The organism is Streptomyces sp. NPDC034670 (assembly GCF_055574875.1).
Window position 1 is genome coordinate 24424 of record NZ_JBVITR010000020.1, and the last position, 12398, is coordinate 36821.

Genomic DNA, 12398 nt, shown 5'->3' on the forward strand with positions numbered 1-12398 from the left:
AGGGCCGAGAGGGCGTCAGGCCGCGTGGACGACGTCCTTCTCCTCGGCGAAGTGGCAGGCCGACTCGTGGGCCGCCGGGCTGTCCGAGCCCTTGAAGCGCTCGGGGACCGCCAGCAGCGGGACCTCCTCGGCGCACTTGTCCTGGGCCTTCCAGCAGCGGGTGCGGAAGCGGCAGCCCGAGGGCGGGTTGGCCGGGGACGGCACGTCGCCGGTGAGGATGATCCGCTCGCGGCCCTCGCGGGCCTCCGGGTCCGGCACCGGGACCGCCGACAGCAGCGCCTGGGTGTAGGGGTGCGTCGGGTGGTCGTAGATCTGCGTGTCCGTGCCGATCTCGGCCATCTTGCCCAGGTACATCACGCCGACCCGGTCGGAGATGTGCCGCACGATCGACAGGTCGTGCGCGATGAAGACGTAGGACAGGTTGAACTCGTCCTGCAGCCGCTCCATCAGGTTGATGACCTGCGCCTGGACGGACACGTCCAGCGCGGAGACCGGCTCGTCGCAGATGATGATCTCGGGGTTGAGGGCCAGGCCGCGGGCGATGCCGATGCGCTGGCGCTGGCCGCCGGAGAACTGGTGCGGGTACCGGTTGATGTACTCCGGGTTCAGGCCCACGACGTCCAGCAGCTCCTGGACCCGCTTGCGCCGGTCGCCCTTGGGCGCCGCCTCGGGGTGGATCTCGAAGGGCTCCCCGATGATGTCGCCCACCGTCATGCGGGGGTTGAGCGAGGTGTAGGGGTCCTGGAACACCATCTGGATGTTGCGGCGGACCGCCTTCAGCGCCCGCCCCGACAGCCGGGTGATGTCCTGGCCCTTGTAGAAGACCTCGCCCGCGGTCGCCTTCTCCAGCATCATCAGGAGCTTGGCGACCGTGGACTTGCCGCAGCCGGACTCGCCCACGATGCCCAGGGTCTCCCCCTGGTACAGGTCGAAGGAGATGCCGTCCACGGCCTTCACGGCGCCGACCTGCTTCTTGAACAGGATGCCCTGGGTGAGCGGGAAGTGCTTCACCAGGTTGCGCACCTGGAGGATCGGCTCGCCGCGCTCGACGGGCGCGTCGAGCGCGGCCACCGCCTCCTCCTCGGTCGCGGCGTCGACCGTCTCGACCTCGGCGACGTTGGGGGTGGCGTCCATGGGCTCGCCCGTCTTCTCCAGCTCAGCCATGGATCGTCTCCTTCCAGAAGTGGCACGCGCTGCCGCGGCCGGCCAGCTCGCCGCCGTCCCGCTCGGTGACCGGGAACAGCGGCGGGATGTCCGTGCGGCAGATGTCCCGCGCCTGCGGACACCGCGGGTTGAAGGCGCAGCCGGAGGGGATGCGCGTCAGGTTGGGCGGCAGTCCCTTGATCGCGTACAGCTCCTGGCCCTTCTGGTCCAGGCGCGGGATCGAGTCGAGCAGGCCCTTGGTGTAGGGGTGCGCGGGCCGCTTGTACAGCTCGTGCACGGGCGCGGTCTCCACGATCCGCCCCGCGTACATCACAGCGATCTTGTCCGCGACGTCGGCGACGACGCCGAGGTCGTGGGTGATCAGGATCAGGCCCATGTTGTACTCGCGCTGAAGCTCCGCGAGCAGGTCCATGACCTGGGCCTGGACGGTCACGTCGAGGGCCGTGGTGGGCTCGTCGGCGATGATCAGGTCCGGCTCCAGGGCCAGCGCCATCGCGATCATGATGCGCTGGCGCATGCCGCCCGAGAACTGGTGCGGGTAGTCGTTGACCCGGGCCGCGGCGGCCGGGATCTTCACCCGGTCCATCAGCTCGATCGCCCTGGCCTTGGCTTCCTTCTTGGACAGGCCCTGGTGGACGCGGAACATCTCACCGAGCTGGTAGCCCACGGAGAGCACCGGGTTCAGCGAGGACAGCGCGTCCTGGAAGATCATCGCGATCTTGTTGCCGCGGATCTTCCGGCGCTCCTCGCCGGACATCTTCAGCATGTCCTGGCCGCGGAAGAAGATCTCCCCCTTGGGGATCCGGCCGGGCGGCATGTCGAGGATGCCCATGATGGCCTGGGCGGTGACGGACTTGCCGGAGCCGGACTCGCCGAGCACGGCCAGCGTCTCGCCCGCGGCGACGGAGTAGTTGACGCCGTTGACGGCCTTGGCGACCCCGTCGCGGGTGCGGAACTCCACGTGCAGGTCGCGGACCTCGAGCAGCGGACGTTCCGCCGCCTCGGCACCGTCCGGCACGGGGGTCCCGGCCGTTTCTTCGATGATGGTCACGTACGCCTCCCTCAGCGCAGCTTGGGGTCGAGGGCGTTGCGTACCGCATCGCCGAACATCAGGAACGAGAGCACCGTGATCGAGACCATCACCGACGGGATGATCAGGGTGTGGGGGGCGATACGGAGCTGCTCGCGTCCGCGCGCCACGTCGCCGCCCCAGGACACGGCCGTGTCGCCGAGGCCCACGCCCAGGAAGGACAGGGTGGCCTCGGCCGCGATGTAGCCGCCGAGCGCGATGGTCGCCACGACGATGATGGGCGCGAGCGCGTTGGGCAGGATGTGCCGGAGCAGGATCCGGGACGTCGAGGCGCCGAGCGCCTTGGCGGCCACCACGTAGTCCGACTGCTTGATGGTGATCACGGCACCGCGGGCGACACGGGCGATCTGGGTCCAGCCGAGGAAGGCGAGGGCCATGATGACGACCCAGACGGTGCGGTCGTCGAAGGAGTTGAGGATCACCAGGGCGCCGAGCAGGAACGGGATGCCGAGGAAGATGTCGGTCATCCGCGAGAGCAGCGTGTCGGTCCAGCCGCCGAAGTAGCCGGCGACCATGCCGATGACCGTGCCGATGATGGTGACGGCGACGGTGACACCCACACCGACGGTGATCGAGGCGCGGGCGCCGTAGACGACCCGGGCGTAGATCGACCGGCCCTGGACGTCGTAGCCGAGCCAGTCCGCAGCGAAGAGGTGGCCCCAGTTCGGCTTGCCCAGGTAGTGGTTGGCCAGGTCGGCGTCGCGCGGCGAGGCGCTGGTGAACAGCCCCGGCCAGATCGCCATCACCAGCAGGAACACGATCAGCACGGCCGAGACCAGGAACAGCGGGTTGCGCCGCAGGTCGTGCCAGGCGTCGGACCACAGGCTGCGCGCCTTGTCGGGGGCCGGTCCGGACTCGGTCACGACGATGCCGGCGGTGCTCGCGGTGTCACCGGGAAGGGCGTCGACCTTCTTCTCGATGGTCTTGTCAGGCATACCGGATCCTCGGGTCCAGGACCGCGTAAAGCAGGTCGACGATCAAGCTGGCGGCGAGGTAGATGAGCACCATCAGCGAGGCGATGCCCACGACCGTGGCGCCCTCGCGCCGGGTGAGCGCCTCGTAGATCTCGATACCGATGCCCCGCACGTTGAAGATGCCCTCGGTCACGATGGCGCCGGTCATCAGGCTGCCGATCTCGATGCCGAGGAAGGTGACCACGGGGATCAGCGAGTTGCGCATCAGGTGGACGCCGATGACCCGGTGGCGCGGCAGCCCCTTGGCGATGGCGGTGCGCATGTAGTCGGAACGCAGGTTCTCCGCGATCGACGTACGGGTCAGCCGGGCGACGTAGGCGAGGGAGAGCGACGCCAGCACGATGGCCGGAAGCGCGAGTTGGGAGAAGTCCATCGAGTCGGTCACCGTGGGGGTGGTGACGGACCACTTGAACGCGAGCAGGTACTGCAGCAGGAAGCCCAGCACGAAGGACGGCATCGAGACGAGGACCAGCGTCAGCGTCAGCAGCCCGCGGTCCCGCAGCGTGTCGGGGCGCAGACCGGCGACCACACCGAGGCCGATGCCCACGAGCGTGACGAAGGTGAAGGCGAAGATCGTCAGCCTGATCGTCACCGGGAACGCGTCGAGGATGATGTCCCTGATGGGCCGCTGACTGGCGATCTGGGTGCCGAAGTCGCCCTGGAACAGCCCGGTCATGTAGTTCACATACTGCTGCAGCAGCGACTGATCAAGGCCGAGTTCCTTCTTGATGCTCGCCACCACTGCCGGGTCGTACGCCTGGTCCCCCATCATCGCCCGGACGGGGTCGCCGGGCAGGGCGTACATCATGCAGAAGATGATCAAAGTTGACCCGATGAAGACCGGGATCATCTGGAGCAGTCGTCGTGCGACATAGCGCCCCATAGGTGCCTCCGTGAGGGGTTAACGCAGGTGGGGGGCCGCCTCCTTGGTGACGAGACGGCCCCACGCACCTCCCACCGCCGCCTGAGCGGCGGCGGGCTTACGGCCGAGTGGGAAGAACCCTAAGGATCCTCTTACTTGGTGGTGACGGCCCACACTTCGAGGTCACCGTGGAAGTCGACGTTGACGTTGTCGACGTTCTTACCGTGGCCGCCGTTGATGCGGTAGTACCAGAGCGGGATGGCCGGCATGTGCTCGACCAGCTTCTTCTCGACCTCCTGGAAGGCCTTCACCGACTCGTCGAGGGACTCGGCCTGGTCGGCCTTGTTCATCAGGTCGTCGATCTCCTTGTTGGAGAAGCGACCGTTGTTGGCCTCGGCGGTGGTGTGGTAGAGCTCCTTCATGAAGTTGGCGTTGACCGGGTAGTCGGCGACCCAGCCACCGCGGTACATGCCCTTCACCTGGTCGTTGTCACGGGCCTCGAGGTCCGTGGCGAAGTCGGGCTTCGGGTCGCCGACGCAGTCGACACCGGTGGCCTTGCGGATGGACTCGCAGACCGCGGTCACCCACTCCTTGTGCCCACCGTCGGTGTTGTACTGGATGGTGAACTTGTTGCCCGGGACGCCGCCACCCTCCTGGATGAGCTTCTTGGCCTTCGCCGGGTCGTACGTGAACACGTCGGTGTCCAGGTTCTGGTAGCCCTTGACGCCCGGCGGGGTGAAGCCCTTGGCCGGCGTGCGGGTGTTGTTCAGAACCGTCTTGGTGATCGTGTCGCGGTCGATCGCCATCGACAGACCCTGCAGGACCTTCGGGTCGATGTCCTTGAAGGTCTTGGAGTAGAACGCCGGGGTCAGCGTCTGGATGGCCGCGTACGGCTGCTCGATGGCGCCGTCGCCCAGGTCCTGCTTGTACTTCGGCAGGTCCGTCGGGCCGACCTGGCGGATCATGTCCAGGTTGCCGGAGACGACGTCCTTGTAGGCGGCCTCGAGCGTCGTGTAGGCCTTGAACTGGACGCCCTTGTTCTTCGCCTTGTTCGGGCCCTGGTACTCGTCCCAGGCCTTGACCTGGATGAGCTTCTTGTGGTCCCACTTCTCGAACGTGTAGGGACCGTTGCCGACCGGCTTCTGGCCGAAGGCCTTCGGGTCGTCGTAGAAGACCTTGGGCAGCGGGGCCCACGTGGCGTAGCCGAGCTTGTAGTTGAAGTACGGCATCGTGTACTTCAACTCGATGGTGAAGGTGTGGTCGTCCACGATCTTCAGGCCGGACATGGTCTCGGACTTCGGGTCACCCTTCTCCGGGTGGACGTCGTCGTAGCCCTTGATGTCCTGGAACCAGAAGGAGTTCTGCTGGTTGTTCTTGATGTTGGCGTACCAGTTCCAGGCGTCGACGTACGACTTGGAGGTGACGTCCTCGCCGTTGTGGAACTTCCAGCCCTTCTTGAGCTTGACCGTCCAGGTCTTCGAGTCCTCGGTGGTGACCGACTCGGCGTTCGTGTAGACGATGTCGCCCTTGGAGTCGAAGTCGAGCAGCTGGGTGAACAGGGCCTGGATGACGTACGAGCCGTTGGACTCGTTGGTGTCGGCCGGGATCAGCGGCTTCTGCGGCTCACCGACGTCGATCGAGACGTAGCCCTCGGGACCGGAGCCCTTCTTCTGCCCCGCGTCGTCACTGCCCCCGCCACCGCAGGCAGTGGCGGCCAGAGCGACGACTATCGCACCCGCGACCCACTTGGCGCTCTTGGCACCGCGCATGGGTTCCTCCTCATGAGTCCATTGGTTCACCGCAAAGAGGAGCACACGACATCCCACCGTCCACCGCCCGTCGTCGGTGTCGGAGATCGTCAGGTGCCCCCGCGCTCGTGAGTCGGCGCCGCCGGCGCGTGACCCGTTCGTCCGAGCTCTACGCGCCTAACTATCTGCCATGCGCCACGACCGAACCACACCCCCGAGGTTTCGGTTCGATCACAGCTGAGTCCTACATCTTCCAAAATCCGGACAAAGGGTTTGGTGAAAGATCCCTGCGAAACGGACTTGTTACACATCTATCGGAGGGAGGTGTCCGCATATCGGACGATCATGAGAAGAAAACCCATTGCGCGTACCGTGGGTCGCAATGGAGGGTTCCCCTTGGGCTCTCACATGCCCATCTCCCCTGTCCGGCAAGGCCGTTGACCGGTGGGACGAGACCCCGAAGCCGGCGCCCCGAGGGCGCGCTTCCGCAGCAGGGTAATGCCGGCCGGCTCTTCCCACGGCATTCACCGGCCAGGTCTAGGGTTTTCCCTATCCCCTTTCGACCACCCCGCCGCCCGGGCGCCCTCCCGGCACCCCCGCGCCGGCACCGGGCGCCCCGTGCGGGGTGCCGGCACCGGCGCGCCGGAACGCGTCAGGCGTGCTTGGCCCGGCTCGCCGCGCGGGCGCGCTCACGCTGGTCCAGGGCCACCTTGCGGATCCGGACGGCCTCCGGGGTCACCTCCACGCACTCGTCGTCGCGGCAGAACTCCAGGCACTGCTCCAGCGACAGCTTGCGCGGCGGCACGATCGACTCGGCCACGTCGGCCGTCGACGACCGCATGTTGGTGAGCTTCTTCTCCTTGGTGATGTTGACGTCCATGTCGTCGGAGCGGGAGTTCTCGCCGACGATCATGCCCTCGTACACCTCGGTGCCCGGCTCGACGAACAGCACGCCGCGCTCCTGGAGGTTGGTCATCGCGAACGCGGTGACGACGCCGGCGCGGTCGGCGACCAGGGACCCGTTGTTGCGGGTCTGCAGCGTCCCGAACCAGGGCTCGTGCCCCTCGTGGATGGAGTGGGCGATGCCGGTGCCGCGGGTCTGGGTCAGGAACTCCGTGCGGAAGCCGATCAGGCCGCGCGACGGCACCACGAACTCCAGGCGCACCCAGCCCGAGCCGTGGTTCGACATGTTGTCCATGCGGCCCTTGCGGACGCCCATGAGCTGGGTCACCGCGCCCATGTGCTCCTCGGGGACGTCGATGGTCATGCGCTCGACCGGCTCGTGGACCTTGCCGTCGACCTCCTTGGTGACCACCTGCGGCTTGCCGACGGTGAGCTCGTAGCCCTCGCGGCGCATCTGCTCGACCAGGATGGCCAGCGCCAGCTCGCCGCGGCCCTGCACCTCCCAGGCGTCGGGGCGGCCGGTGTCCAGGACCCGGAGCGACACGTTGCCGATCAGCTCGCGGTCCAGGCGGTCCTTGACCTGGCGGGCGGTGACCTTGCGGTCCTTCACGGCCGCCTTGTTGTCGGCGCCCTTGCCGGTGCCGCCGCGGCCGACCAGCGGGGAGGTGTTGGTGCCGATGGTCATGGAGATCGCGGGCTCGTCCACCGTGATCAGCGGCAGCGGGACCGGGTTCTCCGGGTCGGCCAGGGTCTCGCCGATCATGATCTCCGGGATGCCGGCGACCGCGCAGATGTCACCGGGGCCGGCCTTCTCGGCGGGCTTGCGGGTGAGCGCCTCGGTCATCATCAGCTCGGAGATGCGCACGTTCTGCACGGAGCCGTCGCGCTTCATCCAGGCGACCGTCTGGCCCTTGCGCAGCTCGCCCTGGTGGACGCGCAGCAGGGCGATCCGGCCGAGGAAGTTGTCGGCGTCGAGGTTGGTGACGTGGGCCTGGAGCGGGGCGCCCTCCTCGTAGGTGGGCGCGGGGATGTGCTGGAGGATCGTGGAGAAGAACGGCTCCAGCGAGTCGGAGTCCGAGGGGACCGTGCCGTCCGCCGGCTTGGTCAGGGAGGCGATGCCGTCGCGGCCGCAGGCGTAGACGATCGGGAACTCGATCTGCTCCTCGTCGGCGTCCAGGTCGAGGAAGAGGTCGTAGGCCTCGTTGACGACCTCGTCGATCCGGGCGTCCGGCCGGTCCGTCTTGTTGATGCACAGGATGATCGGCAGCCGGGCCTGCAGCGCCTTGCGCAGCACGAAGCGGGTCTGCGGCAGCGGGCCCTCGGAGGAGTCCACCAGCAGCACCACGCCGTCGACCATCGACAGGGCGCGCTCGACCTCACCGCCGAAGTCGGCGTGGCCGGGGGTGTCGATGATGTTGATGGTGACCGGGTCCCCGCCGTCCTTGGGGTGGTACTTCACCGCCGTGTTCTTGGCGAGGATCGTGATGCCCTTCTCACGCTCCAGGTCGTTCGAGTCCATCATGCGGTCGTCGACCTGGTCGAGCTGGTGGGCGGCGAAGGCGCCGGCCTGCTTGAGCATGCCGTCGACGATGGTGGTCTTGCCGTGGTCGACGTGGGCGACGATGGCGACGTTGCGGATGTCGTGACGCGTAACAGACGGTGCCATAAAAGGCGTACTCCCGGAGTGGTGAGGAATGCCCTGCGCGAACGCCGATGGTGCGCGGGCCCTGCCGGGCTGGAGACGCCACGGCCTATCCATGGTACGGGTGCGTCGCCGTTGGGGCGGTCCCGACGGCGTTCACGCAGCTCAGCGGCAGGATCACCGTCTCCGGCCCGGTCCGGGCCGGGGGGTGGGGTCCGCGGCACCGGGGTCCACCGGCCGCGTCACCCGCGTGCCGGGGGCGGCCCTCAGGGCGCGGACGAGCCGCCCGGCCCCCGCGCGGCCTTCTTCAGGAAGCCCATGTCCTCGTAGACCGGGGTGCGGAAGCCGAAGGCACCGGCGTTGACCAGGTTCTTGCGGGCGGCGGTGAGCTGGGGGCGCTGGTAGAGGGGGATGGAGCCGGCCGCCGCCCAGATGCGGGAGTCGGCCTTGCGGATCAGGGCCCGGCGCTCGGAGTCGTCGAGCGTGGCGACGGCCTGGTCGAAGAGCTGGTCGACCTGGTCGGTGCCGACGCGGGTGTAGTTCTGCTCGACGTTCAGCGAGCCGTCGGCGGCCGGGACGGGCTTGGCGTAGACCGGGCGGGCGTCGGTGGCGGGGAAGGCGGTCGCGGGCCACGAGTACAGGGCCAGGTCGTACGCGCCGGAGGCGATGTGGTCCTTGAAGTAGCTCCCGTCGTCGACCTGGGAGACGTCCGTGCGGATGCCGATCCGCTCCAGCATCTTCGAGATCCGGTCGGCCACCGCGCGCAGGGGGGCCGAGCCGGGACCCGAGGGGAGCACGAAGCGGAGGGTGAGCGCCTTGCCGTTCTTGACGACCGGGACGCCCCCGGCCCCGGCGGGGGCGGCGGTGCCCCGGGGGGCGTAGGCACCGGGGGTGCCGTCCCGGGCGGGGCGGTCCTCCGCGCCGGGGTCGCGCGACGCCTTGCCGTCGCCCTCGGCGCTCCCGCCCTCGTCGTCCTCGCCGACGACGTAGGTGCCGTCGTCGTCGCCCTCGGACCCGCTCCCGGTGTCCTCGCCGGACCCGCCGTCCTTCTTCCCCTCCGCTCCGGACTTCTTCTTCTTCTCGGTGCCGGTCGCCTTCTCCTCCTCCTTCTTCTCGGTGCCGGTCGCCTTCTCCTCCTCCTTCTTCTCCGTGCCGGCCGCCTTCTCCTTCTCCGTGCCGGCCGCCTTCTCCTCCTCCTTCTTCTTCTCTTCCTCCCCCTTCTCCTTCTTCTCCTCCTCGACCGGTCCCTCCGGCACCCATCCGGCGTCCGCCAGCAGCGCCCGCGCCTCCTTGACGTCCTGGCGGCCCAGGGCACCGCTGTTGTCGGCGTAGGCGGCCTGGCCGGACAGCGCCAGGTGGCTGCCGACGGGCTCGGCGGGCAGGCCGAGCGGCTTCAGCACCGCCTCGGCCAGCTCCTTCCGGTCCAGGGCACGGGCCACGGCCCGGCGGACCCGCTCGTCGGCGAGGGGACCGTCGGCGCCGCCGTTGAGGGCGAGCTGGGTGTAGGCCGGCTCCAGCGACTTGCGCACCTCGAAGCCGCTGAGGGCCTTCTGCTTCCGTGCGGACGCCGCGGCCTTCTTGCCGGCGGGGGCCTTCCCGTCCGCGGAGGGCCGGGCCGCGGACGGGCTCGTGAGGGGGGTGGCCGTGCTCCGCGGCCCGGCGGCGGCGGTGACCCGGCGGGCGGCGGCCGGGTCGATCTCGGCCAGGTCGACGGTGCCGGCGGCGAGCGCGGAGAGCCGCTCGTCGCGGGGCACGGCGCGCAGCACGATCTCCGACAGGCGGGCGGGAGCGCCCCACCAGCGTGCGTTGCGGGTGAGGGTGACCGTGTCCTTCTTGCGGTCGACCTTCTTCACCGTGAAGGGGCCGGCGGTCACCTTCAGCTTCTTGCGGGCCCCGTCGTTGAAGGAGTCCGGGGCGCCCGTGACCTCCTTCGGGTACAGCGGGGTGAACAGCGACTTCCAGTCCGCGTAGGGACGGCTGAAAGTCACCTTGACCTCCAGGTCCCCCTTGCCCCGTTGGATCTTCTCGATGCGCTCGTAGCCGGCGTTGCGGGCGGTCCAGTAGGCGGTGTCCTTCCCCGACAGGGCCCGCCACTGGGCGACGAAGTCGGCGGCACCGACCTCCCGGCCGTCGCTCCAGACGGCCTGCTGGCTGAGCCGGTAGAGGACGACCTGCTTGGGCTCGGTCTCGACGACCTCGGCGGACTCCAGGTAGTCGGGGTTGCGCACCATCCGTCCCCGGTCGTCCATGCGGAACATCGACGGCAGGACGGCCTGCGCGATCCGGGTGGTGGTGGCGTCGGCGTCCGACTGGAAGGCGTTCAGGGTCTCCGGGACCGCGTCCACGGCCCAGCGCAGGGTGCCCCCGTCGGCGATCTCCGCGCGGTCGGCGGACGCGATGTCCGGTCCGGCCAGGGGCTTGCCCGCCGGGTCCTCGGAACCGCACCCGGCCAGCGCGGGCACCGCGAGCACGCCCGCCGTGAGGAAGGCCGCCGAGCGCAGGACCGCGCGCGGGCCGATGCCGTCGTGGGACATCTCTGGGTTACCTCCGGAAGCCGCGGGCGTTACGATCACTTTTGGTGGTATTTGGATCTCATCTGATGTACGCGGCCACTGAAAAGGAAAGGCTTCGTCACACGAGGGCGACACGGCGGCCACGGGCGGGAAGCCCACCCGTGCGGCGCAAGGCACCGGGCGGTGCACCCCCACGCCTCGGCCAATCGATGCACATCCCTTCACAGCACAAGGTGTGACGCGCGACACTCGCAGGCGCATGAACGTCGCCGCCTTGGGCCTCGAAGGACCCGTGGAAGTGAGGTCACGTCATGTCCGTGCACGAGGAACTGACGACGGTCCAGCGCTGTCTCGACGACCTGATCCGGTCGGTGGGACGCCTGGAGAAGCAGCTCGGCAGCGGTGGCCTGGAGATGCGCCGCGTCCGCGTCGACACCGACCACCTGCGCGAGAGCCTCGCGCTGCTGCGGGAGGCGGTCGCCTCGCCGGCCACCGCGCCGAAGCGGCCCGACCTCGTCACCATCTCCGACACCCCGTACGACCCCTCGCTGTGGGTGGACACGGACGACGAAGGGCTCGGTGCCCGCGACCGTCGCGCCCCCTGATCCCCGACCCCACCGGAGTGGACCCGTGGCCACAGGTACGGAACCCCCCGCCACCGCCCCCCGTCCCCGGGGCCGCGGCGTCACGGCGGGCACACGCGCCGCGATCGACGCCCCCCACCTGCGGACCGACCGCTGGTGGCTGGCCCCGGCCGCCACCGCGGCCGGTCTGCTCGCCTTCGTCGTCTACTCGACCTGGCGGGCCCTGTCCAACGCCGACTACTACGCGGCGCCGTACGTCTCGCCGTTCTACTCGCCCTGCCTGGCGGAGAACTGCGAGCCGATGCGCGCCGGGCCGAACTGGGAGCTGTTCGGAAGCTGGTGGGGCATCTCACCGGCGGTCATCATCCTGGTGTTCCCGCTCGGCTTCCGCCTGACCTGCTACTACTACCGCAAGGCCTACTACCGGGGTTTCTGGGCGTCCCCGCCGGCCTGCGCGGTGGCCGAGCCGCACCGGAAGTACACCGGGGAGACCCGGTTCCCGCTGATCCTGCAGAACCTCCACCGGTACTTCTTCTACGCGGCGATCGCGGTCGCCGGGATCCTGACGTACGACACCGTGCTCGCCTTCCGCGACGAGGACTACGCCTGGGGCCACATGGGTCTGGGCACCCTGGTGTTCCTGGTCAACATCGCGCTGATCTGGGCGTACACCATCTCCTGCCACTCCTGCCGGCACATCGTCGGCGGGAAGCTCAAGCACTTCTCCCGGCATCCGGTGCGCTACCGGATGTGGCGGTGGGTGGGCCGGCTGAACGCCCGGCACATGCAGCTCGCCTGGGCGTCGCTGCTGAGCGTGGCGCTCGCCGACCTCTACGTGTACCTGATCGCGACCGGCGCCTTCGACGATCCGCGCTTCTTCTGACGGAAATCCGATGACTCTCGATGACTGGGGCCCTG

Annotated in this window: 9 protein-coding genes; 2 read left to right on the forward strand and 7 right to left on the reverse strand. The window is 68.9% G+C overall.

What is annotated here, in order from left to right; genetic code table 11:
- Positions 1–15: 15 nt before the first annotated feature.
- The 7 genes from ACZ56B_RS16000 to ACZ56B_RS16030 form a co-directional block, all read right to left on the reverse strand.
- Positions 16–1164, reverse strand: a complete 1149-nt coding sequence (locus ACZ56B_RS16000; protein WP_468790236.1) for an ABC transporter ATP-binding protein — start codon at positions 1162–1164, stop codon at positions 16–18.
- A complete protein-coding gene (locus ACZ56B_RS16005; RefSeq protein ID WP_468790238.1) occupies positions 1157–2215 on the reverse strand; it encodes an ABC transporter ATP-binding protein in 1059 nt (352 codons plus the stop codon). Before ACZ56B_RS16005 ends, ACZ56B_RS16000 begins: the two co-directional genes overlap by 8 nt.
- A gap of 11 nt (positions 2216–2226) precedes the next feature.
- Positions 2227–3189, reverse strand: a complete 963-nt coding sequence (locus tag ACZ56B_RS16010) for an ABC transporter permease (RefSeq protein WP_468790240.1) — start codon at positions 3187–3189, stop codon at positions 2227–2229.
- Positions 3182–4111: an ABC transporter permease gene (locus ACZ56B_RS16015; RefSeq protein ID WP_468790242.1), complete on the reverse strand. Its 930-nt coding sequence runs from the start codon at positions 4109–4111 to the stop codon at positions 3182–3184. Before ACZ56B_RS16015 ends, ACZ56B_RS16010 begins: the two co-directional genes overlap by 8 nt.
- A gap of 131 nt (positions 4112–4242) precedes the next feature.
- Positions 4243–5859 carry a peptide ABC transporter substrate-binding protein gene (locus tag ACZ56B_RS16020; protein WP_468790244.1) on the reverse strand — a complete coding sequence of 539 codons (1617 nt, stop codon included), beginning with the start codon at positions 5857–5859 and terminating at the stop codon, positions 4243–4245.
- Positions 5860–6490: 631 nt separating this feature from the next.
- A complete protein-coding gene (gene typA / locus ACZ56B_RS16025; protein WP_468790246.1) occupies positions 6491–8407 on the reverse strand; it encodes a translational GTPase TypA in 1917 nt (638 codons plus the stop codon).
- Between the two features lie 242 nt (positions 8408–8649).
- Positions 8650–10917, reverse strand: coding sequence for an ABC transporter family substrate-binding protein (locus ACZ56B_RS16030; protein ID WP_468790248.1), 2268 nt, complete (start codon positions 10915–10917; stop codon positions 8650–8652).
- Positions 10918–11207: 290 nt separating this feature from the next.
- Between ACZ56B_RS16030 and ACZ56B_RS16035 the strand changes: the two genes are divergently transcribed.
- Both ACZ56B_RS16035 and ACZ56B_RS16040 read left to right on the forward strand, forming a co-directional pair.
- Positions 11208–11501, forward strand: coding sequence for a hypothetical protein (locus tag ACZ56B_RS16035; RefSeq protein ID WP_468790250.1), 294 nt, complete (start codon positions 11208–11210; stop codon positions 11499–11501).
- A 25-nt stretch (positions 11502–11526) separates the two neighbouring features.
- A complete protein-coding gene (locus ACZ56B_RS16040; protein ID WP_468790252.1) occupies positions 11527–12363 on the forward strand; it encodes a hypothetical protein in 837 nt (278 codons plus the stop codon).
- Positions 12364–12398 lie beyond the last annotated feature (35 nt).

Excerpts from the sequence above, each read along its gene's own strand:
- ACZ56B_RS16000 (WP_468790236.1), bottom strand. The coding sequence starts at position 1,164 with ATGGCTGAGCTGGAGAAGACGGGCGAGCCCATGGACGCCACCCCCAAC.
- ACZ56B_RS16010 (WP_468790240.1), bottom strand. The coding sequence starts at position 3,189 with ATGCCTGACAAGACCATCGAGAAGAAGGTCGACGCCCTTCCCGGTGAC.
- ACZ56B_RS16015 (WP_468790242.1), bottom strand. The coding sequence starts at position 4,111 with ATGGGGCGCTATGTCGCACGACGACTGCTCCAGATGATCCCGGTCTTC.
- ACZ56B_RS16020 (WP_468790244.1), bottom strand. The coding sequence starts at position 5,859 with ATGCGCGGTGCCAAGAGCGCCAAGTGGGTCGCGGGTGCGATAGTCGTC.
- typA (WP_468790246.1), bottom strand. The coding sequence starts at position 8,407 with ATGGCACCGTCTGTTACGCGTCACGACATCCGCAACGTCGCCATCGTC.
- ACZ56B_RS16030 (WP_468790248.1), bottom strand. The coding sequence starts at position 10,917 with ATGTCCCACGACGGCATCGGCCCGCGCGCGGTCCTGCGCTCGGCGGCC.
- ACZ56B_RS16035 (WP_468790250.1), top strand. The coding sequence starts at position 11,208 with ATGTCCGTGCACGAGGAACTGACGACGGTCCAGCGCTGTCTCGACGAC.